Raw genomic sequence first — 25,046 nt, forward strand, 5'->3', positions numbered from 1 at the left:
AAGAACATCACAACTATCACATTTTCCAGCTTCATCTTTACATCATTTTCTTTCTTTTCTGTATCTTCGGTAAAATACATTTGAACATATGGCAAAGAAAAAATCTGCAAATATAAAATTGGTTCTGAATCAGCTGGTTAGTGATGTCTTCGAGAAAAACAGCAACCAACCACTAAATTATAAGCAGGTTTCTGCCAAGTTAAATTTAAATGATCAAGAATCCCGCGAAACCATCTTAGAAGTACTAAAGGAGGGCAAAAGCGCAGGCATTTTTCTCGAACCTGAAAAAGGCAAGTTCAAACTGAAGGAGCTTCAGAATTTTATTACTGGCCGGGTAGATATGACGGCCGATGGTTCAGCCTACATTATCCCGGACGATGAGTTTGAAAAAGACGTTTTTGTTGCACCACGCAAACTTAAAAATGCGCTTCACGGCGATTTGGTAAAGGTTTATGTTTTTGCAAAAAAACATGGCCGCAAAAATGATGGCGAAGTTGTGGAAATTGTTAAGCGAGCCAAATCTGATTTCACTGGTGTAATAAAAATCTCTGAAAGGTTTGCCTTTGTAATTGCTGATGATAAGAAAATGATGCACGATATTTTTGTACCCCTTTCAGATACATTGGGTGCTAAAAATGGCCAGCGTGTTTTAGTTAATTTAACTGATTGGCCTGAAGGTGCAAAAAATCCAATCGGAACCGTTAAGCACGTCCTTGGCGATCAGGGCGAGAATAATACGGAAATGAACGCTATTTTGGCGCAATATGGCTTTCCCCTCTCCTTTCCACCTGCCGTAGAAAAAGAAGCCAATGCAATTCCCGAAGAAATTCCGGAAGCAGAGATTGCCAAGCGTAAAGATTTTAGAAAAACATTAACCTTCACTATCGACCCAGCAGATGCGAAAGATTTTGATGATGCGATTTCTTATCAGAAATTACCGAATGGGAATCATGAAATCGGCGTCCACATTGCTGATGTTTCTCATTATGTAATTCAGGGTACGGAATTAGATAAAGAAGCTTATAGCCGGGCAACTTCTGTTTATTTGGTTGACAGGGTAATACCAATGCTTCCTGAAAGGTTAAGCAACGGCGTTTGTTCGCTTCGCCCACATGAAGATAAACTATGCTTTGCCGCTGTTTTTGAACTTGATGACCAGGCCAATATCCAGGCAGAATGGTATGGCAAAACCATTATTCATTCTGACAGACGCTTTAGCTACGAAGAAGCCCAGGAGGTAATCGAGAATAAAGAGGGTAATTATGCTTCGGAAATACTTAAGCTGAATGAGCTCGCTTATATATTGAGGGAGCGAAAATTTAAAAATGGCGCAATTAGCTTTGAGAGTACAGAGGTAAAGTTTAAACTTGATGAAAACGGGAAACCTATAGGCGTGTATGTTAAGGAACGCAAGGATGCGCATAAACTTATTGAAGATTATATGCTGCTGGCGAACAGAAAAGTTGCAGAATTTATTGCCACAAAACTGAAAGGAAAGAACAAGTTAACCTTTGTATATCGGGTTCACGATTCTCCAAACATGGAAACCCTTAACACGTTTGCCAATTTCGCCTCGCGTTTCGGGTATAAAATAAATACAAAATCTGATAAGGAAATTGCGAAGTCGCTGAATCATTTAATGGCCGATGTTGAAGGAAAGAAAGAACAGAATGTTTTAACTTCCCTGGCCATTCGTTCCATGGCGAAAGCGATTTACACCACTAAAAAAACCAGTCACTACGGCCTTGCCTTCGATTATTATACGCATTTTACATCTCCAATTCGCCGGTATCCCGATGTTATGGTGCACCGTTTACTTCAAGATTATTTAGCAGGAGAAAAATCTGCCGATGCGGAGTTTTATGAAGTTGCAAGTGCCCATTCATCTGCCATGGAAAAAAGGGCCGCTGAGGCGGAGCGGGCATCTATCAAGTACAAACAAGCCGAATACTTGGAAGAAAATGTTGGCAATGTTTACGCTGGTATTATTACGGGTGTTACCGAATGGGGTATGTATGTAGAAATTGAGGAAAACAAATGTGAAGGCATGGTTCGTTTGAGAGAAATTTCTGATGATTTTTATGTGCTCGATGAAAAAAACTACTGCATAATTGGACAACGCAAAAAGAAAAAATACCAATTAGGAGATGAAGTGACAATTAAAGTCAAAAAAGTGGATCTCGCCAAACGACAGATAGATTTTTCGCTGGTTTTATAGATGATAAAAAGCATCCTTTTATTGCTCTTTTTGACGCTCACTGTAAAAAGCTATTCGCAAACGATACAGGGAAAGGTTGTTGATGAGGTTTCAGGCGAAGCAATCCCTTTCGTATCGTTAATGATTGTTGGCACGCAAATTACCTCAATTACAAATGAAAACGGAGACTTTATAATTAAAGCTAACAGTTTGCCTGTTAAGCTGAAGTTTAGCCATGTAAGTTATTTAAATGGAGAAATTGAACTTAAAAGCACATCAGATAACCTGATTGTAAAGCTGAAACAGGCTGCCATAAACTTATCAGAAGTAACGATAGACCCAAACCGGGGTAAGAACTTGCTGAAAAGTGCATTGGAAAAGGCAACGAAATACATCAACGATAAGCATTACCTAAAAGCTTTCTACAGACAGTTAACGTCTGTAAATAACGAACCCGCAAAAATCCATGAGATATTTTATGATCTTAGATGGAATGTTACCAAAACAACTGGTTGGATTGCGAAACAAACACGCTTTGCTGAGCGAAAAAACCAACCTGCATTCGATTTAAGCAACCAGTCTTACTTCACCTTTAGTTCCAGTGGTTACCTAACCCAACCGAATTCGGGCACATTTGTTACGCTAAAAACGCTTGATAAATACAGCATTGAGATTGAACGTTACATTGAACAAGCAGATCAGGATATTGCCGTAATTACATGCACGATAAAAAAAGCTGGTAGAAATCAGTTTTATGCAAACACAACCTTTTTTGTCGGCACAGATGATTTCAACATTTATCGGGTTGAAAATAATATATTAAATCTTCCGATGGACCTGGGCGCAGATGCGAGTTTCAAATACCCGCCCATTGTAAAAACCGTAGCCACATTTAAAGGTGGCCCGGCTGATGTTAATGTTTTAGAAAGTATCTCTACAAAAATGTATTTGGCAATAAGTAATGGTGGGCCAATGCGTACGAATGATTTAAACGCAATCGTAAGCTCACTGCTAACCGTTTATCAGGAAGATAATAATCTGCAGAATGAAAGTTTCCAAAATGTAAGAAGAACTACTAATGATAAAAATGTTGTAGAATCTATTAAATATAATGCCGATTTTTGGCGAAATAATCCAATTGTTAAGCAAACATCACTTGAAGCTAAATTTAGCCAGTTGATGGAGGGCCTAAATGCCTTCGGAACAATGGTTAATCCATAAAACTACGAATGTATAGCACGATACAGTTACAAGAAATTTTAGAAACGGCAATCGGCAACTTAACGTTTCCTGAAAATCCAAAACAACTTTACGAACCAATTACCTACATTATAAATTTAGGTGGCAAAAGAATCAGGCCTTTGCTGGTGTTAATGTCGACAGAGTTGTTTGGCAAGGATCCAAAGGATGCTGTGCATGCAGCAATGGCTATTGAAGTATTTCACAATTTCACGCTCGTTCATGATGATATTATGGACAATGCCCCTTTACGCAGAGGCAAAGCAACAGTGCACGAAAAATGGAGCACGAACACAGCAATTTTAAGTGGCGACGTGATGATGGTTGAAGCCAATAAAAATCTTGCAAAAGTAAACCCACTGTATTTAAAAGATGTGCTGGATACCTTCAACGCAACCGCACAGGGGGTTTGCGAAGGGCAACAGCTTGATATGGAATTTGAAGACCGTGATGATGTAACCATAGAAGAATACATCAACATGATAAGGTTGAAGACCGCAGTATTACTTGGAGGTGCGCTGAAATTAGGTGCCATTATTGCACAGGCATCCGCAAGGGATGCAGATTTGATTTACCAGTTTGGCGAGAATATTGGCATTGCCTTTCAGCTTCAGGATGATATTTTAGATGTATATGCGGACCCTGAGAAATTTGGAAAACAAGTTGGTGGAGACATTATCGCTAATAAAAAAACGTTCCTTTTATTGAAAGCATTTGAGTTGGCAGAAACCGAAAATCTTCATTCGCTCAAAACCTGGACTGATTACGAACAGTTTGATGTGAAAGAAAAAGTGGAGGCCATAAAGCAGGTTTACGATGTATTGGATATCCAAAACATTGCCAAACAAACCATGGACAATTACATGAACAAGGCACTTGCATTGATGGAGCAAATAAGTGTTAGTGACGACGCTAAAGCCAATTTACTACACTTAACCAACCAGTTGATGGCGAGACAATATTAAAAAGGGCAATGCAGGTTCCTGATTTTTTATAATGCTTATGCAATCGCATTGCTAAAAAGCACTTTTTTGCCCTTAAATTGGATTTCTGAAATATGGTTTGAAGAATTTGGAACTTTGGGAGCTTAGCGATGCCTTTTTCCACTTCTACTTTCCTGCTCGCCAGGTGACTGAGCCCACATACGAACTTAATCAGCCGCTGCTTGATTTTAAAAAATAACAGCAACGCGGGATATTTTAACATCGTACTAAACGCACACAAGATACTTTAACGCAAAAAAGCTTCCGGAAAAAATCCGAAAGCTTTTTAATATGAATTTAAAACTAATTATTCTGCTGGTGCAGCTTCTTCAGTAGTTTCTTCTTTTTTAGCTACTGCTTTTTTAGCAGGTGCTTTTTTTACTGGTGTTTCTTCAACAAGTTCTTTAGCTTCAACTTCTTTCTTTGCTTTTGGGGCTTTTGCTACAGCAGCTTCAATTTCAGCTTCTGTAATAGGAAGAATAGATACATAAGATTTGTTGTCTTGTTTCTTTTTAAAGATAACAGTACCATCAACTAAAGCGAATAAAGTATGGTCTTTACCAATACCAACGCCTTTATCTGGGTGGTGTTTTGTACCGCGTTGACGTACTAAGATGTTTCCAGCGATAGCCAATTGCCCACCGAAAATTTTAATACCTAAACGCTTACTATGCGATTCACGTCCGTTTTTCGAACTACCGGCTCCTTTTTTGTGTGCCATGATTTTATATTTTTTAATTCACTTAACAGTGAATTATTGGGTTAACAATTAATTATAGCGTGATGTCAGAAATCTGAATCTTTGTGAAAAACTGGCGGTGACCATTTTTCTTTTTGTAACCTTTTCTACGTTTCTTGTGGAAAATAATTACTTTATCACCTTTTAAATGAGATACGATGGTAGCTGAAACTTTAGCACCTTTAACCGCAGGAGCACCTACAGTAATTGCACCACCATTATCAACCAACAATACGTTATCAAATTCAATACTAGCGCCTTCATCTCCTTGTAATCTGTGTACAAAAAGGTGCTGGTCTTTAGCAACCTTAAATTGCTGTCCTGCTATATTTACTATTGCGTACATTGTTTAAATATTAGTTTTTTAATTTTTATTTAACGAGGTGCAAATATAGAACAAATTCAATTAACACACAAACACATATCGAAAATAATTTTCACTAAAACGCTGCCGAACCTGGAATGACGGATTCTAACATTTCATAATCATTTAACATGCTGCTTTGTTGAAATGCAGCGTTGGCAATCTCACCCATCACCTGCCCTCCCTTTATATCATTCCCCTTTGCATTGCGAACCGATCATCACCTCCTGGTTTTACATAAATGCATTTTGATACGGCAACTCCGGTCGTTTCCTGACTCATATAAACTTGAAAAGAATGCAAGCCAGAAGGTTTAGTTAAAAAATGTTAAAGCGCTTTTGTATTACGAGAATTTCGTAGATTTACGAAAATTAAATAAATTAATTATATGAAACACATTATTACCATCGCCTGTACAGCACTCTTATCTATATCTGTTTATGCGCAAAAGCCAGATAAAGCTTTGGCAAGGGTTCGCTACACTTTAACTCACATACAGGATACGACGCAAAAAGACAAGCCCAGCACAGAGAACATGTTATTGGTTACTGGCAACAATGCATCGGTTTTTACAAGTTATGATAAGATTAACCAAAGTATGAACCTGCAAAAACAAATGCAGGAGCAAATGAAAAACCAGGCCGGTAGCGGTAATTTCACCATCAACATTAAAAGCGAAAGCAAAGGGCCAATAACACAAGCTGACTATTTCTATTTCGCTGCAGAACACAAACTAGTTACTAAGGAACGCTTAGTTAACAATTACCTGATTGAAGAGGCAGCACCAATAATAGACTGGAAAATACTGAAAGACACCACAAGTTTCTCGGGAATTCGCTGCCAAAAGGCGACAACACACTTTAAAGGAAGAAATTGGATAGCGTGGTTTGCAACTGAAATTCCTTTCCAAAGCGGCCCATGGAAGCTTAACGGACTACCGGGCCTAATTGTAGAAGCCTACGACCAAAGGAAAGAAGTGAAATTTGAATTCGCAGGTTTAGAAAATGTTAACGGACAGGCTGCTAAAGAGGCAGAAAATGATGATTCCAAATTATTGATGCCAAATGGTAGTGTTGGCACCGTTAAAATTGTTGGGCTAGACACAGGGAACCCATACCTTGGGCCAGAAATTAAACTCCCGGCAGACGCCATAAAAACAACTAAAAAAGAATTAGATAGATTAAAAGAGGCAAGGGATAAAGATCCGCAAGGCTTTATGCAAGCACAAATGGCTGCAAATGGCATACAAGGTTCATTTAAAAGTTCGACTGCTTCCAGGCCAGCTGGCTCAAATTCAATCGCGAAGCCGGTTATCAACAACCCTATAGAACTTCCTGAAAGAAAATGAGCAAGCCATTCGCATTCATCTTAATTTTCACATTGATAAGTTGTGGCACTGCACTCGCACAGAAACAGCTCAGGGGCAAGGTTAAAGACAGTTCAGGAAAAGGAATTTCGTCAGTTAATGTTACGCTGAAAGATTTGCAAGGCAATATCGTTAACTATAACCGTTCAGATCCAAACGGCGATTTCGCGATAAGCCTCAAAAATGAGGATATTCTTAATTATAGTATCGAAGCCACCAGCATTGGCTATAAGAAAACGGCAGTAAAGATAGCAGATGTAAATAAAAGCTATGATTTAGTGCTTGAACATGGTGAAATAAACCTTGAAACGGTTAACGTTAAAAACCGGCCAAAGCTAACCTCAAATGGTGATACACTCAACTATAAGCCGTCTGATTTTGCCGACAAACAAGATAGAAGCATAGGAGATGTTTTGAAGAAAATGCCCGGCATTCAAGTTGCTGAAGATGGAAAAGTGAGCTATAACGGAAAGGCGATTTCGAATTTATATGTTGATGGAGATAACCTGCTTGATGATAAATACAATATTGGCACCAAAAGTATCCCTCAGGGTGCTGTTGATAAAGTGCAGGTAATCCAGAATGACCAGCCGATTAAAATGATGCGTAAAAATAACACCAGCGACGATGTGGCCCTGAATTTGGTGCTGAAAGACGAAGCTAAACTTAAGGTGATGGGCGATGCAACCGCTGGTGGAGGGACACCCGACCGTTTTGATGAAAATTTAACCGCTATGTTATTCAATAAGAAACTGAAATTCATCAACAACGTTAAAGCAAATAATATCGGTATCGACCCCGGAATTGACCTGACATCACACAATTTTTCTGATTACCTTAAAAGGTTAGATAACGAAAAGCCATCTGGTTTACTTTCTACAGGAGCTGCAGGCGTGCCTTCTTTACCGCAAAGCCGGTACCTGTTTAACAAAGCTGGTTTAATCAATTTGAATAATCTGTATAAGTTCAACGAGGACCTGCAGCTCAGAGCCAATCTTTCTTATTTGTATGATGAGAGAACGCAACAGTACAACAAATTTTCAGAGACCTATCTACCTGAAAAAACGGTGAGGTATAGCGAAGTTCAGAATAACGTTATAAATCCACAGAAATTGAGGGCGCAGTTGAATTTAAACGGGAATGCTAACGAGTATTTTCTGAATAATAATTTCGTGTTGGATTACCTCCCTTTTAAAACAAATTCAGAAATTATAATCAATGATTTACCGGCATATCAGACACTCAACAGAAAAACCTTTGAGGTCTCAAACGAATTTAATTATCGAAAAAAATTAAAATCGGAGGATGTATTAAACTTTTACTCTTATTTAAACCGCTCAACGCAACCAGAGCATTTAAACATTACGCCGGGGTTACATGCCGATGTTTTAAATGCTGGCCAAACTTATGCAGGCTTAAATCAATTTATCAGAATACCAACCTCCTATACAAACAACTACGTTTCGTATGTTCTGACTAGAGGTAATTTTATGCAAACCTATCGTGCAGGGTTTAATATTCAAGACCAATATTTAAATTCCCAGCTATATAAAATCCAAGCCAATGGAGCAAATGAGTTGGTTTCACAAAATGCGGTAAATGATTTAAAATGGCTTAAAACCAGGATTTATTCGGAAGGCAGCTATGACTTTACCGGAGAAAAAGTAAAAATTAACCTTTCAATCCCATTAAGTTACAACCTGATAAATTATGATGATACTGGGAATAGTCTGAATAACAGCTTGTCCAGGTTTTTCATCAACCCATCATTAAACTTTAAATACCAAACCAGCACAGAAAATTACATCTCGGCAAACTATTCTTTTAAAAATGACTTGGGTGGCATAGAGGATGTATACCGGGGATCCATCTTGCGCAACTACCGGTCGCTTTTTGCAAACGATGCGCCAATTTCTGAGCGAAAAACGCATAATATTGGCGCCGGCTTTAATTTTAGAAAAGCAATGCAAATGCTTTTCATTAATGTTAATACCAGTTATAATGATGCCGAATTAAATACAATTTCGGCATATACGCTCAGCAATAACATTCAGCAGCGAATTGTGTTGCCCTTGTCAAACCACGTTAAAAGTTTTTCATTCAATGCAAATGCAAGCAAATATTTATTTGCATTAAAAAGTACAGTTAACCTCGGACTAAGCTTTATACAAAGCAAGTATAGCCAATTGCAAAACAACAATTTATTGCCCATTAAAACGCAAATGGTGACTTATACAGGAGGTATCGATGCAAAATTAAACAATTTTATAAGCTTCTCTTACAGCGCCGTTTATTCGACAAATAATAATACGGTCGAAATTGAAAAAGCTGTAACAACAAATTTTCAGCAGTTGAGACAACAGTCTACCCTGTCATTTACAACGGTTAAAAATGTGTACATAAATCTTTCTGCCGAACATTTGTTTACGCACCAGAACACACAGCCAAATTTGAGTTATCTCTTTGCCGATGCCAACATTAAATACAAATTACTAAAACTTAAAACAGATTTGGAGTTTGGAATAACTAATCTCGCGAATATTAAAACTTTCGATGCCGTAACCCTATCTGCGAATTCACTTACAAAAGGAAGTTATTCCATCCCGGGAAGGGTAGCAATGCTGAGGGCGAGATTTAATTTTTAATTGAAGCGTATGTATCGGGATAAACCCAGTCTGCCCGTCGAAGGGTACAACAAAGCCGCTGATAGGTTTACATAGAATGAGAGATGGGAAATTGAGATCAGGTTAATGTATGATACTGCCTTTATTCATTTTTGTTTTGTACTGATATCTATCATTCCGTTTTGCTTTACCACAATATTTTTGATTTGTTCAGTGGCTAATTTACTTAAATCCGCAGGAGCAACTTTATTGCCATCTATGGTGTAAGTGGCTGAATGCGTAAAGAAAAAATGTTTTACTTTTTTTGGTATTGCCGAAGAGTCGGAAGCTACTTTCCCGGTTAAAGGATTATTTACCACAGCGGTCGCATTATCAACAGCTGAAAACGAATAAGTACCGGAATTTTCATTGCGCATTCTGATTTCAATATTCCTAAGCTTAGTTTTCGGCTGACTACTTGCCGTATCTTTAAAAGTGAAACTGCTTACGAAAACCCTTTTTCTGCCCTCTGCAGCTGTAGAACCTTTCCCCGTCCCTTCTTTTAACACGACTGTAAAAATGCGAGGCAAGGAATCTGCCTGCGCTACGCTATCAGAATTGATGATGGTTAAACTCCTAATTGAATGAACTTTACCCGCCGATAAATTTGTCCTGCTGGCTGTTTTATTGAGATTTACCTTCGGTGATATATTTTTTATTTCAGTTTCTTGTGGGGCTGTAATAATTCTAATGGTCGACTTTAAACCCTTCGCTCTTTCCTTTTTATTGATGGTAAAAGCAAGTGTTATCATTAACAGAATTGGTAAAACAAAAGCATATCTGGTTAAATTTAAGTTTGATGAACGCCTCGCATTCATCATTTTAATTCGCTTTTTAAGGTCAGACGAGTTAAAATTGTTTACAATTGCCACTGATGGCTGCAAACTGCCCACATCAAGCAAACTATATTGATAAGCCTTTTTATCTACACCCTTCTTTAAAATTTTCGAATCGGTAATAAACTCAATATTTTCGCGAACGGCCCTTTTTATCAGCCAAACACCCGGATTAAACCAGTAGAAAACAAGGCTCATCTCCGCAAGTATAATATCAAGGGTATGCCACTCTTCCACATGGACACTTTCATGCTCAAGGATATTTTTTAAATCTCCTTCTTTGTGAAGGGTCGGATTTACATAAATAGTTTGCCAAAAAGAAAATGGACTTACTTTTTCATTCAATATACGTACTTTGAAATTATCGACCCGGCCAGGCTTTGAGTTTTTGTGTACACGGCGAAGCGAAACAAACTGAATCGTTAACCTCAATGCCATAAAGATTACACCTAAATAAAATACAACGGTAATAAACTGCCAGAGAGGCTCAGCAGAATTCTGCTCGGCTAATTGGTTAATGCGCTGATTTAGTTGAGGTAAATAGGCCGGAGCCGCCTGGAGTCGATGTGCAAAACGAGTTAAGTTAATGAAAGGATTAATCGTAGAAAACAAAATGCCAAAAAGGAGAAAAACACGGTTCAGTAAATAAAAGGTTAACCTACGCAAAACCAAATAATAAGCCAAGGCAAAAACCACCAGAATTAAATTTATTTTGAAAAGAATTACGAAGAAAAACGGCATAACCTTACTTTTCAGGGTTTTCTATCAGGTTTATTATTTCCTTTAATTCTGCAGCACTAATTTTTTTATCCTTCGCAAAAAAAGCAACCAATTCCTTGTAAGAACTTTTGAAATAGTTATCTACAAAACCACTCATAAATCGCTTTTTGTAATCGGCCTCCTTAACTTTTGCACTATAGCGATTTGCATTCGCAAAACGCTCGCTAATAAGATAACCTTTACGTTCGAGGTTTTTAACGGTTGAAGCTAACGTGGTGTAAGGTGGCTTCGGCTCGGGCAGCACGTCCATAAAATCTTTGATAAAGCCTTTTTTTATCTGCCAAACGGCAAGCATTGCCTCTTCTTCCTGTAAAGTTAACTTCTCCATTTATTACGAATATCTCGTAAATATACGAAATGCCTTTAACAGAAAAAAGCTTTAATAAAATGTTGATGATAACAATTTATTAAAGCCCTTATAGATTTATAAAAAAAGAATTTTACTTCCCGCTTCTCTTCTCCGCCTGGTTTATAGTTTCTTCAATAACTTTCCTCATTTGCATTGCGGCATCTAAAAGTTTCGGGTTACCATCAAAATCCCCATAAATTACAACATGCTTAGATTTCTCTTTGTATTTGAAAAGCATATCGTATCGTGGCACGGTGATAGATTTTGCACTTTTTTTGCCTATTGTATCCGGAAAATTCCATAGCCCGATTTCATTTGCTTTGCCATGCATATATAGGATATCGTCGTTATTTAAGAAAATGGTTTTTTTAATCGTAGAATCCTGACTGTTTAAATACTGATATGCGCCGGTTTTAGAATCGTACTGATTTTCCAGGGTATCTTTTATCCCCCATTTGTAAGTCATTGATACAAAGTCATTTTTTCGGAATGGCGCATTCTGAATAATAGGCTTATAGTAAATATAACAGTAAATTATCATCGGCACGATGATGGTTAAAGCCAAAAATATCTTCTTTCCTCTGGTAGACATTATAAAATTATAAATGATTTAATTTCGATTTATTAAACGCTCTAAAGCAATTTTCTCGTCAGCATTTAAAAACAGTACAAAGCTTAAAATTTTTATTGATTATCATGACATCTTAAAATCAAAAATACATCGATTTGATTCTAGTACTAGCCTTCTTTAAGTTCGCCTTCCCATTTACTAACTACGGCAGTTGCAATACTATTACCCACAACATTAGTTGCAGACCGGCCCATATCCAACAGCGGGTCGATACCAATTAATAACGCTAAACCTGCTTCGGGAATATTAAAACTTGCAATTGTTCCTGCAATTACAACCAGCGATGCTCTCGGTACGCCTGCAATGCCTTTACTGGTTAACATCAGAATTAAAAGCATAGATATTTGCTGTTCAAAACCCAGATGAATGCCATATGCCTGAGCGATAAATAACGAGGCAAAGGTCATGTACATCATCGAGCCATCAAGGTTGAAAGAATAACCCAACGGTAATACGAAACTTACTATCTTATCTTTACAACCAAAACGTTCTAAAAGCATCATGGTTTTCGGGTATGCTGCTTCACTACTTGCCGTACTGAATGCTAAAATGGCCGGTTCTTTCATATCGTTAACCAACCTAAAAACACGTTTCTTTAAAATTAAAAAACCTAAGAAAATCAAGATTGCCCAGAGAATGGCTAAACCAAGATAAAATTCACCGATAAATATTGCGTAGGTATTCAGCACATTTAAACCTTGTTTAGCAACGATTGCCGTCATGGCGCCGAAAACTGCAAGTGGTGCAAAATTCATAACATAGCCAGTCATTTTAAGAATAACATGTGCAATCGCATCAAAAGCTTTAATTACAACCTGACCCAAATCGCCGATTGCAGCGGTTGCTACACCAAAGAATAATGAAAAAACAACGATTTGAAGGATTTCATTTGTAGCCATAGATTCGGCTATACTCTTCGGAAAAACATGCGCAATAAAGTCTTTCACGCTCATCGCCGTTTTTTGAATTCCTGTATTTACCAGCTGGTCCGGCAATGTTAATTTCATGTGTTTTCCCGGCTCGAAAAGATTGACCAAAATTAAGCCGAGAACAAGTGACATTAACGACATGGCTAAAAACCAACCTAAAGTTTTACCGCCAATGCGGCCAACGGCTTTAATATCACCAACTTTAGCAACACCAACTACCAATGTTGTGAACACTAAAGGCGCAACAATCATTTTTATCAAACGCAGAAAAATATCACTTAGTAAGGTGAAATACTCAAGCTTTTTCTCTCTTATTTCCTCATTTTCACGCTTAATTTTCGAATTTGCTTTTTTATCGGCCTTTAACTGCGTAAAAACAGCTGTAGTAGTATCAGTAGTTTTCGCAATGCTTACTTCAATACTTTTCACTTTTGCATCTGCAGTAAGGATATTCTGATTGTAAACGTCGATGGAATTTACATTCAAAATGTAGCCTAAAGCAATACCTGCAATGAGGGCAATAAAAATAAACAGCGTGAGTTTGTTTTTCTTCATGAATAATTAAGTTTGTGGCTTTATTAATTTGGTAAAACTACGATATTTAGCGCTGACAACAAATTTTTGATCTGTTCGGCACAAGGAGAATATATGTATTTTTATATTTTCCTGTAACAAAAAATATCCTGCAACATCTAAAACGTAATTATAACCCACTAAATGGAACAAAAAGACAAGTTATTTAAGCAAATCTTCGATTCGAATTCCAAAAAAATATTCCATTTGTGTTACGGTTATACAGGCGACACCGATGCAGCAAACGACCTTCTGCAGGAAACATTCCTAAAAGTGTGGCAAAACCTGGATAAATTCAGAAATAAATCATTGATATCTACCTGGATTTACCGAATTGCGGTTAACACTTGTTTAACCTACCTACGCTCTGAAAAACGGCAGGCAAAAGATGAACTGACTGAAAACATTATTGAAAACAAAATTGAAGAGTTTTCTGAAAAAAACGAGCAGGTTGCTTTATTATACACCTGTATATCCAAGCTTGAGGAAAATGACCGTTTGATTATTACTATGGTTTTAGATGAATTACCATATCATGAAATTGCAGATATCTCTGGCATCAGCGAGGGAAATTTGAGGGTAAAAATTCATCGCATTAAACAAAAATTAACAGAACTATATAACCAGTATGCAAGCGTTTGATCAAATACAGGAGTTGTGGCAAAAGCACGAGGTAGAAGTAAAAGTTTCTGCTGATGAAATGTTACAACAAGCCAAGAAAGAAGTTAACGGTTTAAAGCTAAAATCGGCTTTGAACATTATGGGTATGCTTGCATCTTTTTTAGCAATAGCGGCTATTTGGATGTTTTACCATTTCGAGTCGTGGACAACTCACGTTGGTATTAGCATTACCTTGATTGCAATTGGCGTTTATACCTTGATCTTGTATCGGGATCATCGTCTGATTTCAAAGAGCGACTACACGGTGCATCCGAATGAGTACCTAAACAACCTAAAAACCTATCAGCTAAATAGATATAAACTTTACAACTCTCTTTATTGGTTCTATGCAATCGCTTTATCTTTAGGATTGATTTTTTATTTTGTAGAAATTCTCGCATATTTCAGCACCAGTCAAAAACTCATTGCAATCGGTTTAACAGCAATGTGGATAATTTTTTGTTCTACAGTTTTGCGTAAAGCAGTAATCAAGAGAGAAAAAGAGCGTATTGCACTACTCATTGAAAAATTTGAACGGATTAGCAGTCAATTCTCGATAAATGAATAATTTAGGCACGGTTTTTTCGTGAACTTTTGTCTATGAAAAACCTGCTAGTAGTTATTTTATTATCAATCTATCCGATTATTGCCCCGCTAAAGCAAGATTCAGACCAACCCGAGCAGTTGGATTGGAATATTCATTTTAAAGGTAAACCTGATAACAATTCGCCATTTTATGCGCTTACAGCAATGACTTGGAAATATAGTTATGCCTCTACAGTTTATAGAAACCGGGTTGAAATAAAATTGCAAAATGAAATTAGTATTGATAAAACTCGCTCGTGGGTTAAACTCGATAAGGTGAAGACAGAAGAATCGAGGCAAAATCTGCTACATCACGAGCAAGGCCATGTAGACATTCAATACATTTTATATTTAGAGGCAGATAGGGTTTTAAAAAACAGAAGTTATTCGGTGAAAAATTATAAAGCACAAATTTCGCAGTTGGCTAATGAGATAAGCAATTACTTCGACACCATGCAAAAAAACTACGACGAAGAAACCGAACACGGCAGCAACCACAAAATGCAACAAAGGTGGGATAAAATTATAAGTGAGAAAATGGAAGAATCAAGAGCGGCCAGAAACTCAGAATAGTTTAGGAATAAAAATCAGGGCGCCAACTGCTACCGCAAGAAACGCTGCTGCCAAAACAGCACCCGCAGCTAAATCTTTTATAATTTTAATTTTAGGACTTATCTCCGGATGCACCACATCGGCAAGTTTTTCTATAGCAGCGTTTATCATTTCGGCAATTAAAACGGCAGCTATAACGGTTAAAATAGCAATCCATTCAAAAATAGAAAGCTTCAAACAGGCAGACAAAGTTATGGCGAAAATTGCAGCAAGCAAATGAACCCTGCCATTATGATCATTCAAAAAAAACAGTTTCAACCCGTTAAAAGCGTATTTAAAACTTCTAATTCTATCAATCACCGAAAATTTTCTATTGTCTTTCATCCGAGTTTCAAGCCTTGATAGCAAATTAGTTAAATACTTAGTAAAACAAAAAATGAGCTGGCCGGCTTAACTAAGGCGTTACCTGACTTGCGCTAAAATTGCTGCCTCTCAGTTTATATTGGTAGACCTCGCTTATTATTTTTGTGGAGTCTGCTTTATCTTTTACAGGAAATGAACGAAACAAATCACCGTTTTTGATAAAAAACTTATCATTACCCGAATAAGACTTTCTTTGAGCCGAATTGAGTGATGGAAAGCTGATTTTGTTGAATCCACCTCCGGCATACTCGAAAACATTCAGGTCGAGCGAATTCTTTTTAGTCAACAACTGAACATAAATCTCTGGATTTCCATCATTGTCCAAATCCATGTTCCAGGCATCGTTTACAATGCCATTACGCTCAACCGCAACCGATTTATAGCTTCTCTTCACAGAATCAGACATTAATATTTGATAACCGCCAACCGAATCTACCCCTTTTCCCCAACTTACAATTTCAAAATTCAAACCTGGTTTTACTTCAACATCTTTGTAATAGCGGAACGGATTCTTTTCAATCCGGGCGTTTTCTACCTTAATCTCTTGCGGCTTTTCTTCGTTACAGGCAAAAAAAAGCAGCATCCCTGCTATTATCAAAAGATGCTGCATTTCAAACTTATTTATTTTCATTTGTTTTTGGGACAATTTTGTAATCCCAAATTAATGATTTTAGTTTTTTAAACAAAGTATTTATTTTTTCGCTTCCGCCTTCACTTCCGGTGCCCCGTTATTCAAAACAGTCTCAGTCATTACACTTCGTCTGCCGCTCGGTGCGAAAACAATCGTTTTCATAATACGTTTTTCGCCCTGCGGCACAGTTACCTTCACCGGCGTTGTATATAAAAATGCATTTTCAGATGGACGGGAACCGTCTAAAGAGTAATAAATTTTACCACCTTTCACAGGTACTTTTAAGTCGATAGTAAAATCGCCACCCAAAAGTGGTTGCTCACTTTGTCCAATCGGCGTTGGAATCCAATAATTAATGTTCATTTTATCTAATCGAGCTAAGTGGTTGGGTAACCGCTCCTCAGAAAAATTCTTTAAGTCTTTACGCTCAACAGGCGACCATGCAATTTCTGACAGCGCCAACAAACGCGGGAATGCATGGTTTTCAGCTTTCGCAGGCGTTTTAATGTATTCTGTCCACAAATTGGCTTGTACACCTTTGATATATTTGCGCTGATCTGCGGTCAAAACCTTCGGAACAGGGTCATAACCATATATTTTCTGATATGGAGCATAGCCACCAATCGTTACAGGCTCATCAGGCGAATTTGATTGCTTATGGTCGATATACAAACCCATTGACCCCGGGGTCATAATCACATCGTGATTTTGCTGAGCCGCAGCGATACCGCCATCTTCTCCACGCCAGCTCATTACCGTTGCATTTGGTGCCAAGCCGCCCTCTAAAATTTCATCCCAACCAATAATCGAACGGCCTTTTCCATTTACATGTTTTTCTATGGTTTGTATGAAATAGCTTTGCAACTCGTGTTCATCTTTTAAGCCCTTTTCTTTCATTAAAGCCTGGCAAAAAGGCGATTCTTTCCAATAAGTTTTTGGGGCTTCATCTCCCCCGATATGGATATATTTAGAAGGAAAAATAGCAATAACTTCATCCAACACATTATTAAGAAATGTAAAAGTATTTTCTGAGGGAACAAAAATGTCGTCGAAAACACCCCAGGTTTGTTGTACTTGTTTACCTTTTCTGGAGCCCGCCCAAGGCGTTTTGTCGCTTACAAAAGTATCTCTATTCGGGAAACAACTCAGTTCAGGATAGGCGGCTATCGCTGCCGATGCATGTCCGGGCAATTCGATTTCGGGTATAACAGTAATGTAGCGTTCTGCCGCGTACTTTACAATTTCCTTAGCTTCATCTTGTGTATAAAAGCCCTTAACCTCGGTTAAATAATTTCCATTACCAGGATAGTTGCCAATGATAGAACCATTTCTGCTCGAACCAATAGTTGTTAACTTAGGATATTTTTTAATCTCCAGTCGCCAACCTTGGTCATCAGATAAATGCCAGTGAAAGGTGTTTATTTTATAAAAAGCTAGCTGGTCAATGTATTTTTTAATGAACGAGATTGGAAAAAAATGTCTGCAAACGTCGAGCATTGTTCCGCGATACGCGAAACGAGGATAGTCATTAATATCAACCGCAGGAATATTTATCTTATCTCCAACTTTGTCCGGAATCATTTGCATTGCAGACTGCACCGCATAAAATAATCCAGCGCCCCTACCAGTAAGAATCATCTGAGTAGGTGTAACCTTGATGGTGTAACCTTCGGCGGGTAATTTATCGGCACCAACGGATGTTAGCACGATGCTTTTTTGATTTGGCTGAGCAGTTTTTGTTTCTCTTAGTGCAAATCCCGATTTGGTTACAATAAAAGCATTCAACAAATCTGCAGATTTTGCACCATCGATACTTTGATTGATTAAAACGGTTGTTTTGTCGAGGGTAAAGTTGCCATTTGCCCTGGTTACTGAAACTGGGGCCGGTATGATTCCCATATTGGGATCAGACTGGGCAAAGACATTTGTGCTGATTAATACGCCAATAAAAATCGATAATGCTTTGTTCATATTTGGTTTGAAATTAGAATAAATATTTGTTTAAATCGACCTAAGATAAAGATTACCTTAAGAACCTCTTGCTCACTTTTTTGTTACAATCTACAACAAACGTTTGATTTTTAAAAATTAAGGCTAAAAAAAATCTCTCAGAAACTAATCAGAGAGACTTTAAAGCTATTTTTTATAATTTATGCTTCTACCGGATGTTCCTTTGCGGCCAGATACCTTTCAGCATCCAGCGCTGCCATACAACCCGAGCCCGCGGCCGTTACCGCCTGACGGTAGTACATATCCTGCACATCGCCACAGGCAAAAACGCCCTCAATGTTTGTTAAGGTAGAGCCAGGTTTAGTCAACAAATAACCAGTTTCATCCATTTCCAACTGACCTTTGAAAATATCCGTATTTGGTTTGTGGCCAATGGCCACAAAAAATCCTTCAACGGGAATTTCCGAAGTGATATTCGTTTTGTTATCAAGAACTTTTACAGCAGTTACATTTTTTCCGTTTCCTAAAATCTCCTGCGTTTCTGTATTGTAGTGAACAATGATATTTGGTGTTGCTAAAACACGGCTTACCATTGCTTTAGATGCCCTAAACTCATCTCTACGAACCAATAAATGAACGGTTTTACACAGTTTCGCAAGGTAAGTTGCTTCTTCTGCAGCGGTATCGCCAGCGCCAACAATTGCAACATCCTGTCCCTTAAAGAAAAAACCGTCACACACGGCACAAGCCGAAACCCCAAAGCCATTATATTGTTGCTCGCTCGGTAAACCCAGCCACTTTGCGGTTGCACCGGTTGCAATGATAACAGAATCGGCAGTTATTGTTTTAATTTCATCAATAACAACTTTATGCGGGGCCGACGAGAAATCTACCGAACTTACGTAACCAAAACGGATATCCGTTCCAAAACGCTCTGCTTGCTTGCGAAAATCTTCCATCATCTCCGGTCCCATAATTCCCTGCGGATAACCCGGAAAATTCTCTACATCCGTGGTTTGCGTTAACTGGCCACCGGCCTGCATTCCGGTATACATAACTGGCTTTAAATCTGCTCTAGCTGCATAAATGGCCGCCGTATAACCCGCCGGACCAGAACCTATAATTAAACACTGAACGTGTTCGTTTTCTTGTGACATTATTTTAGGTGTTTGAAATTCTGTAATGAAGTACAAATTTAATGCTTTAAGTAATTGTTAACAAGTCTGCATTGTCAACATAGTTTACTTATTAACATTCAATTTTAGCAGGATAGTATATTGCAGTAGCTATCGAGACCAAAAAGCCTAGAACGGCTGTCAATTTCCTTTATTTTCTTTGATGAGCCGCACCACGTTAGCGCCCATAATTTTATTTATGTCCACCGCAGAATATCCCTTCCGCAATAATTCGGAAGTAATTTTCGGGTAATCAGCCACGCTGTTGATACCCAAAGGAAACGATTCTGCACCATCAAAATCTGCACCCAAGCCAACGTGATCTACACCAATTAACTTAACAATGTGGTCAATGTGTTCAACCAGCAAGGAAACTGGCGGCCTTGTGCTGTCGGCGTCTGCCTGATGATTTGCTATTAGCGTATCAATGGCATTGCTACGGCCGTATTTTGAAGAAAGCTTCTTCAACTCATCATCATATTTTGCAAAAAATACCTTTTGCTTGTTGTTGAAGGTTGAATCTAAAAATCCGCTATAGAAATTTACGCAAACAACGCCGCCATTTTTACCAACCGCTTTAATTTGCTCATCCTTCAGGTTTCTGGGAACGGGGTTTAAACTGTAAGCACAACTATGAGAAACAATTACCGGTTTTGAACTCGCTGCTATGGCATCGTAAAACGTCTTTTCTCCAACGTGCGATAAATCGACCATTACGCCGAGTTTATTTAATCGCCTAACAACCTGCCTTCCAAATGCGTTTAACCCGGCCTTTTCGGGCTTCACTTTGCCCGACGTTTCTTCGGCCGCAGAGCTGGCCCAAGAAGTGCTGTTGTTCCATGTTAAGGTGAGATAAGCCATTCCGCGTTTTGCCAGGCTATCGATATAATCCAAGCGGTTTTCTATCATATGGCCACCTTCAACGCCAATCATTGCCGCTAATTTCTGCTCTTTAACAGTACTCTGCAATTCTGTTGCTGTTCTTGCTAGCCCGATACGGTTTGGATACCGTTTGATTAGACTATAAAGCGAATCAATTTCCTGTTTCGCAACAGCATAACCTCCTTTTTCATCACACCAAATGGAGAAAAACTGAACATCCAACCCTCCTTGCGTAGCTCTTACCAAATCGAAATTTCCTTTCGGCTGCAGTTTTCCAATATCAATTCCTGACTTAATCTGGTTAAAGAGAATATCTCCATGTGTATCAACTACAATGGCATCCTGATGGATTTTACTCACCATTTGGGCTTTTACATGTACCGATAAAATGATGAAGAAAGCGAGGCTTAATAAACTACTTTGAAGCTTTTTCAAGAATTCCGTTTTTGTAATTTTCAATTCGTTTTAGGGTACCATCGAGGAAAAAAACACGCCAGTCGCCCTCCTTTTTATTATTAACGATATGCCCCTGCTCCGTTAAATATGATTTTGGTCGTGGTCTGGTCACTTTAGTCGAACCATCACCATCGAGCGCCTGATACTCAGAAAATTTATCACTTAGCACTTTATAATTCTTAAAGAATCCATTTGCAATTGTTAATGCCTCATCGCGGAAAGTTCCATCAACAATAATTTGCCCAGACAAACTATACTGCTTCACCCTATAAAGGCTATCATCGGCAACCTTGGGAAAAATTATAGCATATGTTTTTGCCGATGAAGAATCGGTGGCAAAATTACGCTGATCGAGGTAAATTTTCTTTTGTGCAGATGCAGAAAAGGCAAAAGCTATGATTATGCTAAGCACTAAATATTTCATGTTCTATAAACTTGAAGCTATAAACGGCGGATTGTCTGCAAATTACAAAAAAACAGGATGAAACCAAAGGCGTAAAGTATGATTAAAAACTTTCGTAATCCATTAAGTTTGAATTATCCCGACATTAAAGCGCTTAGTTATTGGCGATTGATTTGCGGCCTCAATACCCATTGAAATTACTTTTCGAGTTTCGAGCGGGTCGATAATTCCATCCACCCAAAGTCGCGAGGCGGCATAATAAGGCGTGGTCTGACTATCGTATTTATCTGTGATTTCTTTTAGCATTTCAGCTTCCTTTTCTGGTGTAATAACTTCGCCTTTAGCTTTGAGTGAAGCTTCCTGAATCTGTAACAGTGTTTTTGCAGCTTGTGAACCGCCCATTACAGCAATTTTGGCTGTTGGCCAGGCATAAATTAACCGTGGGTCGTACGCTTTTCCGCACATGGCATAATTGCCTGCGCCATAAGAATTGCCGATTACAATCGTAAATTTAGGAACCACTGAATTGGCGACGGCATTTACCATTTTAGCACCATCTTTGATAATTCCGCCATGCTCTGAGCGGCTACCAACCATGAAACCTGTTACATCTTGTAAAAATACCAAAGGAATTTTCTTTTGATTGCAGTTCATGATAAAACGAGTGGCTTTATCTGCACTATCAGAGTAGATTACCCCGCCAAACTGCATTTCGCCTTTTTTCGATTTGACTACCTTTCGTTGATTAGCTACAATACCGACCGCCCAGCCATCGACACGACCTAAACCGCAAACGATGCTTTGCCCGTAACCTTGTTTATATTCCTCGAATTCAGAATTATCAACCAAACGGTTGATGATATCCATGATCTCATATTGTTTGTCTCTATTTTCGGGAATAATACCATACAACCCCTCTTCCTTTTCTTTCGGTTTCGATGGTTTAATTCTGTCAAAACCTGCATTTTGAGGTGCGCCCAGCATGCTCATTATGTTCCTGATGCTATCCAGACAGGCCTCATCATTGGGATGTTTATAATCAGTTACACCAGAAATTTCACAATGTGTGGTTGCACCGCCCAGCGTTTCGTTGTCAACCTCCTCGCCTATCGCCGATTTTACCAGATAAGAACCTGCTAAAAATACCGAGCCTGTTTTATCTACAATCATGGCTTCGTCGCTCATTATAGGCAGATATGCCCCGCCCGCAACACAAGCACCCATAATGGCCGAAATTTGCACAATCCCATCCGAAGACATCATTGCATTATTTCTAAACATCCGGCCAAAATGCTCCTTGTCCGGAAAAATTTCATCCTGCATTGGCAAGTAAACGCCTGCACTATCAACCAGGTAAATTACTGGCAACCGGTTCTCCATAGCAATTTCCTGCGCCCGAAGATTTTTCTTGGCCGTCATCGGGAACCATGCGCCTGCCTTTACCGTGGCATCATTTGCAACGATAACACACTGCCTGCCACTCACATATCCAATACCACAAACCACGCCTGCAGATGGGCAGCCCCCTTGTTCAGCGTACATTCCATCCGCTGTGAAAGCGCCAACCTCAAGAAAGTCAGAACCATCATCAATAAGGTAAGCGATGCGCTCACGAGCTAACAGCTTGCCCTTTTCCTTTTGCTTAGCGGCGTTTTTTTCACCTCCGCCAGCGTATATTTTTTTAAGCTTGGTTTTTAGCTCGTAAACCAGCTGCTTGTTCACATCTTCGTTTTTGTTGAATTCAATATTCATGGAGGCAATTTAAATTTAATTTCATAAAAACTAAGAAGACTGAAATGGTTTCTGGTCTACCGTTGCATTTGGGGCAAAGCAAAACAGAAAAAATCACAAAATTCAAGAAACCGGTCTAACTAAAACAAAAGGATAACAGACACCGGTGCCCGGCAAAAATAAGGTTAAGCTATTTACCTAAGTGCATTTCCAACTTAAAACTGTTTGAGCGTTTGGTTAGCGAGTATCAGCTCAGTTATCTATTCATAATCGTACGCCAAGAATTTTACCCACTTTGCGATTAACAAAAAAGATATCCGATTAAAATAATATTTTTGGATAAATCACAACGAATGGAACTTACCGTTAATATCCCTGCATTACTATTCCCGGCAATTAGTTTGATAATGCTGGCCTACACCAATAGGTTTTTAGCACTTGCTGCTTTGGTGAGGAGCTTAAAAGCGAAGTATGAAGAAGGCGAGAAAAACGTTGGGCTGCAAAATCAAATTAAAAACTTGCGCTACAGGTTAAGACTTATAAAAAACATGCAGGCTTTCGGCGTTTTAAGTTTTTGCCTTTGTTTATTCTGCATGTTTTTTATTTACCTGGAATGGAACGTAGTGGCGGAAATCCTCTTCGCCTTAAGCCTGATATTTTTCATGATTTCGCTGATTATCTCTTTAATTGAAATTCAAATTAGCACAAAAGCGCTTGAACTTGAGCTGAGCACTCTTGAAGATTTGGAAGATGAATCGATTGGCGGTTTCATCAAGAAAAAGTTCAGAAAAGAATAATTAACGAATGGGCGATAGTATTTAAGCTGTAATAAAATGATATAGAAAAACGACTTCGCCGGTGAATGCTGGCTTTTTTTGTTCCTCAATCTCCATTTCAATACCCATATGTACTTTAGTTACACCACGTAAATTTACAATGGATGCCAGTTTTGCTTTCAGTCTGATTCTACTATTTACCGTTACGGGCTGTGCAAACTTTAGGGTATCAATGCCATAATTGATTTCCATTTTAAGATTCTGGATATCAACGATCTCTTTCCACAAATAAGGAATCAGCGATAGCGTTAAATAGCCATGAGCAATGGTTGAACCAAACGGCCCTTCATTTTTTGCCCTATCCTCATCGGTATGAATCCATTGATAGTCTAAAGTGGCATCGGCAAATTTATTTATTTGCTCTTGTGTAATGGTGTGCCAGGAAGATACACCAAGTTCTTTACCTAAATGTTGTTCAAATTCTGCGTGAGAAGAAATAATTTGCATTTTTTATGAATGTTATATTGCTAAATTGATTGTTGTTAATCGGCTATTAAGATTGTTCATCAGGTTAGATTACGCTCTTTAAACCAAACTTCGTCTGGAGTAGCCGAAAAATTATCCATTTTATTAATTAAAGTTACGGCATCGGCTTCATTAAAAACCAAATCGCGGTTCGCAGGTTTTAAAAATCTGTTGTTTACCATGATTTCCATTTGGGCGAAGAGCGGATCGTAGAAACCGTTAACATTTAATACTCCGATGGGCTTATTATGTAAACCCAATTGCAGCCAGGTAAGCACTTCGAAAAATTCTTCGAGTGTACCAAACCCACCGGGAAGTATGACAAAACCATCGCTTAAATCGGCCATTTTTTGTTTGCGTTGATGCATGTTTTCGGTTACGATCATTTCTGAAATGCCCTTATGCCCTACTTCTTTATCCATAAGAAACTGAGGAATAACGCCAGTTACCGAGCCGCCAAGTTCTAAAACATCATTCGCCAAAACACCCATTACGCCAACACTTCCACCGCCATAAACCAATTTGATTTCTTGTTTTACAAGTGTTTCTGCCAGTTCTTTTATCGCCTTGCGCAATTGTAAGTCGCCATTAAAATTAGAGCCACAGTACACGCAAACAGATTTAAGCTTATTCATTTAGATTAAAAAT

The 25,046-nt window shown here is 38.4% G+C and carries 24 protein-coding genes; 9 read left to right on the forward strand and 15 right to left on the reverse strand.

What is annotated here, in order from left to right; genetic code table 11:
- Positions 1-88: 88 nt before the first annotated feature.
- The 3 genes from rnr to AC0IWT_RS06055 are packed head-to-tail and all read left to right on the forward strand — an operon-like array spanning position 89 to position 4,401.
- On the forward strand, positions 89-2,218 hold the full coding sequence (gene rnr, locus AC0IWT_RS06045; RefSeq protein WP_471796426.1) for a ribonuclease R: 2,130 nt from the start codon (positions 89-91) through the stop codon (positions 2,216-2,218).
- The gene (locus AC0IWT_RS06050; protein WP_471796427.1) at positions 2,219-3,418 is read left to right on the forward strand and encodes a carboxypeptidase-like regulatory domain-containing protein; all 1,200 of its coding nucleotides are present in this window, start codon (positions 2,219-2,221) and stop codon (positions 3,416-3,418) included.
- Between the two features lie 8 nt (positions 3,419-3,426).
- Positions 3,427-4,401: a polyprenyl synthetase family protein gene (locus AC0IWT_RS06055; RefSeq protein ID WP_471796428.1), complete on the forward strand. Its 975-nt coding sequence runs from the start codon at positions 3,427-3,429 to the stop codon at positions 4,399-4,401.
- 325 nt (positions 4,402-4,726) lie between these two features.
- Here the strand turns inward: AC0IWT_RS06055 and rpmA are convergent, their stop codons facing one another.
- Complete coding sequence (gene rpmA, locus AC0IWT_RS06060; protein WP_082491691.1) at positions 4,727-5,140, reverse strand: 50S ribosomal protein L27; 414 nt, start codon at positions 5,138-5,140, stop codon at positions 4,727-4,729.
- 52 nt (positions 5,141-5,192) lie between these two features.
- The gene (rplU, locus tag AC0IWT_RS06065) at positions 5,193-5,504 is read right to left on the reverse strand and encodes a 50S ribosomal protein L21 (protein WP_056090270.1); all 312 of its coding nucleotides are present in this window, start codon (positions 5,502-5,504) and stop codon (positions 5,193-5,195) included.
- 406 nt (positions 5,505-5,910) lie between these two features.
- On the opposite strand from rplU, the gene AC0IWT_RS06070 reads away from it, so the two are divergent.
- A complete protein-coding gene (locus tag AC0IWT_RS06070; protein ID WP_471796429.1) occupies positions 5,911-6,870 on the forward strand; it encodes a GLPGLI family protein in 960 nt (319 codons plus the stop codon).
- Positions 6,867-9,533 carry a TonB-dependent receptor gene (locus tag AC0IWT_RS06075; protein WP_471796430.1) on the forward strand — a complete coding sequence of 889 codons (2,667 nt, stop codon included), beginning with the start codon at positions 6,867-6,869 and terminating at the stop codon, positions 9,531-9,533. Before AC0IWT_RS06070 ends, AC0IWT_RS06075 begins: the two co-directional genes overlap by 4 nt.
- A gap of 125 nt (positions 9,534-9,658) precedes the next feature.
- On the opposite strand, the gene AC0IWT_RS06080 is transcribed toward AC0IWT_RS06075, so the two are convergent.
- From AC0IWT_RS06080 to AC0IWT_RS06095, 4 genes are all read right to left on the reverse strand, one after another.
- Positions 9,659-11,128, reverse strand: coding sequence for a M56 family metallopeptidase (locus tag AC0IWT_RS06080; protein WP_471796431.1), 1,470 nt, complete (start codon positions 11,126-11,128; stop codon positions 9,659-9,661).
- Positions 11,129-11,132: 4 nt separating this feature from the next.
- Positions 11,133-11,495: a BlaI/MecI/CopY family transcriptional regulator gene (locus AC0IWT_RS06085; protein ID WP_471796432.1), complete on the reverse strand. Its 363-nt coding sequence runs from the start codon at positions 11,493-11,495 to the stop codon at positions 11,133-11,135.
- A 112-nt stretch (positions 11,496-11,607) separates the two neighbouring features.
- The gene (locus AC0IWT_RS06090) at positions 11,608-12,108 is read right to left on the reverse strand and encodes a hypothetical protein (RefSeq protein WP_056872503.1); all 501 of its coding nucleotides are present in this window, start codon (positions 12,106-12,108) and stop codon (positions 11,608-11,610) included.
- Between the two features lie 146 nt (positions 12,109-12,254).
- Positions 12,255-13,631 carry a dicarboxylate/amino acid:cation symporter gene (locus AC0IWT_RS06095; RefSeq protein ID WP_056872502.1) on the reverse strand — a complete coding sequence of 459 codons (1,377 nt, stop codon included), beginning with the start codon at positions 13,629-13,631 and terminating at the stop codon, positions 12,255-12,257.
- 162 nt (positions 13,632-13,793) lie between these two features.
- Here AC0IWT_RS06095 and AC0IWT_RS06100 point away from each other — a divergent pair, with 162 nt between their 5' ends.
- Genes AC0IWT_RS06100 through AC0IWT_RS06110 form a run of 3 tightly spaced genes read left to right on the forward strand, consistent with a single transcriptional unit; the run spans position 13,794 to position 15,467 of the window.
- On the forward strand, positions 13,794-14,291 hold the full coding sequence (locus AC0IWT_RS06100; RefSeq protein ID WP_056872501.1) for an RNA polymerase sigma factor: 498 nt from the start codon (positions 13,794-13,796) through the stop codon (positions 14,289-14,291).
- A complete protein-coding gene (locus AC0IWT_RS06105) occupies positions 14,278-14,877 on the forward strand; it encodes a hypothetical protein (RefSeq protein WP_471796433.1) in 600 nt (199 codons plus the stop codon). The genes AC0IWT_RS06100 and AC0IWT_RS06105 overlap by 14 nt, the downstream gene beginning before the upstream one ends.
- Before the next feature lie 32 nt (positions 14,878-14,909).
- Positions 14,910-15,467: a DUF922 domain-containing protein gene (locus AC0IWT_RS06110; protein WP_471796434.1), complete on the forward strand. Its 558-nt coding sequence runs from the start codon at positions 14,910-14,912 to the stop codon at positions 15,465-15,467.
- Here AC0IWT_RS06110 and AC0IWT_RS06115 read toward each other — a convergent pair.
- From AC0IWT_RS06115 to AC0IWT_RS06145, 7 genes are all read right to left on the reverse strand, one after another.
- Complete coding sequence (locus AC0IWT_RS06115; protein WP_471796435.1) at positions 15,459-15,830, reverse strand: diacylglycerol kinase family protein; 372 nt, start codon at positions 15,828-15,830, stop codon at positions 15,459-15,461. The two genes, AC0IWT_RS06110 and AC0IWT_RS06115, sit on opposite strands and share 9 nt — an antisense overlap.
- 70 nt (positions 15,831-15,900) lie before the next feature.
- Positions 15,901-16,500 (reverse strand): hypothetical protein, encoded by a 600-nt coding sequence (locus tag AC0IWT_RS06120; RefSeq protein ID WP_471796436.1) that lies wholly within the window; start codon positions 16,498-16,500, stop codon positions 15,901-15,903.
- A gap of 60 nt (positions 16,501-16,560) precedes the next feature.
- Positions 16,561-18,471, reverse strand: a complete 1,911-nt coding sequence (locus tag AC0IWT_RS06125; RefSeq protein WP_471796437.1) for a beta-N-acetylhexosaminidase — start codon at positions 18,469-18,471, stop codon at positions 16,561-16,563.
- A gap of 179 nt (positions 18,472-18,650) precedes the next feature.
- Complete coding sequence (trxB, locus tag AC0IWT_RS06130; RefSeq protein WP_056872495.1) at positions 18,651-19,607, reverse strand: thioredoxin-disulfide reductase; 957 nt, start codon at positions 19,605-19,607, stop codon at positions 18,651-18,653.
- A gap of 159 nt (positions 19,608-19,766) precedes the next feature.
- Positions 19,767-20,942, reverse strand: a complete 1,176-nt coding sequence (locus tag AC0IWT_RS06135; protein ID WP_471796438.1) for a dipeptidase — start codon at positions 20,940-20,942, stop codon at positions 19,767-19,769.
- Positions 20,923-21,387, reverse strand: a complete 465-nt coding sequence (locus AC0IWT_RS06140) for a hypothetical protein (protein WP_471796439.1) — start codon at positions 21,385-21,387, stop codon at positions 20,923-20,925. Before AC0IWT_RS06140 ends, AC0IWT_RS06135 begins: the two co-directional genes overlap by 20 nt.
- A 102-nt stretch (positions 21,388-21,489) precedes the next feature.
- Positions 21,490-23,118, reverse strand: coding sequence for an acyl-CoA carboxylase subunit beta (locus AC0IWT_RS06145; RefSeq protein WP_471796440.1), 1,629 nt, complete (start codon positions 23,116-23,118; stop codon positions 21,490-21,492).
- Between the two features lie 332 nt (positions 23,119-23,450).
- Here AC0IWT_RS06145 and AC0IWT_RS06150 point away from each other — a divergent pair, with 332 nt between their 5' ends.
- Positions 23,451-23,894 (forward strand): DUF2721 domain-containing protein, encoded by a 444-nt coding sequence (locus AC0IWT_RS06150; protein ID WP_056872492.1) that lies wholly within the window; start codon positions 23,451-23,453, stop codon positions 23,892-23,894.
- Between the two features lie 21 nt (positions 23,895-23,915).
- Here AC0IWT_RS06150 and AC0IWT_RS06155 read toward each other — a convergent pair whose 3' ends face one another.
- Both AC0IWT_RS06155 and AC0IWT_RS06160 read right to left on the reverse strand, forming a co-directional pair.
- Positions 23,916-24,380 (reverse strand): MaoC family dehydratase, encoded by a 465-nt coding sequence (locus AC0IWT_RS06155; protein ID WP_056872491.1) that lies wholly within the window; start codon positions 24,378-24,380, stop codon positions 23,916-23,918.
- A gap of 59 nt (positions 24,381-24,439) precedes the next feature.
- A complete protein-coding gene (locus AC0IWT_RS06160; RefSeq protein ID WP_471796441.1) occupies positions 24,440-25,033 on the reverse strand; it encodes an LOG family protein in 594 nt (197 codons plus the stop codon).
- Positions 25,034-25,046: the final 13 nt, after the last annotated feature.

This window comes from Pedobacter sp. AC464, assembly GCF_979253075.1.

Excerpts from the sequence above, each read along its gene's own strand:
- AC0IWT_RS06125 (WP_471796437.1), bottom strand. The coding sequence starts at position 18,471 with ATGAACAAAGCATTATCGATTTTTATTGGCGTATTAATCAGCACAAAT.
- AC0IWT_RS06085 (WP_471796432.1), bottom strand. The coding sequence starts at position 11,495 with ATGGAGAAGTTAACTTTACAGGAAGAAGAGGCAATGCTTGCCGTTTGG.
- AC0IWT_RS06145 (WP_471796440.1), bottom strand. The coding sequence starts at position 23,118 with ATGAATATTGAATTCAACAAAAACGAAGATGTGAACAAGCAGCTGGTT.
- rplU (WP_056090270.1), bottom strand. The coding sequence starts at position 5,504 with ATGTACGCAATAGTAAATATAGCAGGACAGCAATTTAAGGTTGCTAAA.
- AC0IWT_RS06090 (WP_056872503.1), bottom strand. The coding sequence starts at position 12,108 with ATGTCTACCAGAGGAAAGAAGATATTTTTGGCTTTAACCATCATCGTG.
- AC0IWT_RS06055 (WP_471796428.1), top strand. The coding sequence starts at position 3,427 with ATGTATAGCACGATACAGTTACAAGAAATTTTAGAAACGGCAATCGGC.
- AC0IWT_RS06075 (WP_471796430.1), top strand. The coding sequence starts at position 6,867 with ATGAGCAAGCCATTCGCATTCATCTTAATTTTCACATTGATAAGTTGT.
- AC0IWT_RS06105 (WP_471796433.1), top strand. The coding sequence starts at position 14,278 with ATGCAAGCGTTTGATCAAATACAGGAGTTGTGGCAAAAGCACGAGGTA.
- AC0IWT_RS06080 (WP_471796431.1), bottom strand. The coding sequence starts at position 11,128 with ATGCCGTTTTTCTTCGTAATTCTTTTCAAAATAAATTTAATTCTGGTG.
- rpmA (WP_082491691.1), bottom strand. The coding sequence starts at position 5,140 with ATGGCACACAAAAAAGGAGCCGGTAGTTCGAAAAACGGACGTGAATCG.
- AC0IWT_RS06100 (WP_056872501.1), top strand. The coding sequence starts at position 13,794 with ATGGAACAAAAAGACAAGTTATTTAAGCAAATCTTCGATTCGAATTCC.
- trxB (WP_056872495.1), bottom strand. The coding sequence starts at position 19,607 with ATGTCACAAGAAAACGAACACGTTCAGTGTTTAATTATAGGTTCTGGT.
- AC0IWT_RS06050 (WP_471796427.1), top strand. The coding sequence starts at position 2,219 with ATGATAAAAAGCATCCTTTTATTGCTCTTTTTGACGCTCACTGTAAAA.
- AC0IWT_RS06095 (WP_056872502.1), bottom strand. The coding sequence starts at position 13,631 with ATGAAGAAAAACAAACTCACGCTGTTTATTTTTATTGCCCTCATTGCA.
- rnr (WP_471796426.1), top strand. The coding sequence starts at position 89 with ATGGCAAAGAAAAAATCTGCAAATATAAAATTGGTTCTGAATCAGCTG.
- AC0IWT_RS06110 (WP_471796434.1), top strand. The coding sequence starts at position 14,910 with ATGAAAAACCTGCTAGTAGTTATTTTATTATCAATCTATCCGATTATT.
- AC0IWT_RS06140 (WP_471796439.1), bottom strand. The coding sequence starts at position 21,387 with ATGAAATATTTAGTGCTTAGCATAATCATAGCTTTTGCCTTTTCTGCA.
- AC0IWT_RS06155 (WP_056872491.1), bottom strand. The coding sequence starts at position 24,380 with ATGCAAATTATTTCTTCTCACGCAGAATTTGAACAACATTTAGGTAAA.
- AC0IWT_RS06150 (WP_056872492.1), top strand. The coding sequence starts at position 23,451 with ATGGAACTTACCGTTAATATCCCTGCATTACTATTCCCGGCAATTAGT.
- AC0IWT_RS06070 (WP_471796429.1), top strand. The coding sequence starts at position 5,911 with ATGAAACACATTATTACCATCGCCTGTACAGCACTCTTATCTATATCT.
- AC0IWT_RS06115 (WP_471796435.1), bottom strand. The coding sequence starts at position 15,830 with ATGAAAGACAATAGAAAATTTTCGGTGATTGATAGAATTAGAAGTTTT.
- AC0IWT_RS06160 (WP_471796441.1), bottom strand. The coding sequence starts at position 25,033 with ATGAATAAGCTTAAATCTGTTTGCGTGTACTGTGGCTCTAATTTTAAT.
- AC0IWT_RS06120 (WP_471796436.1), bottom strand. The coding sequence starts at position 16,500 with ATGAAAATAAATAAGTTTGAAATGCAGCATCTTTTGATAATAGCAGGG.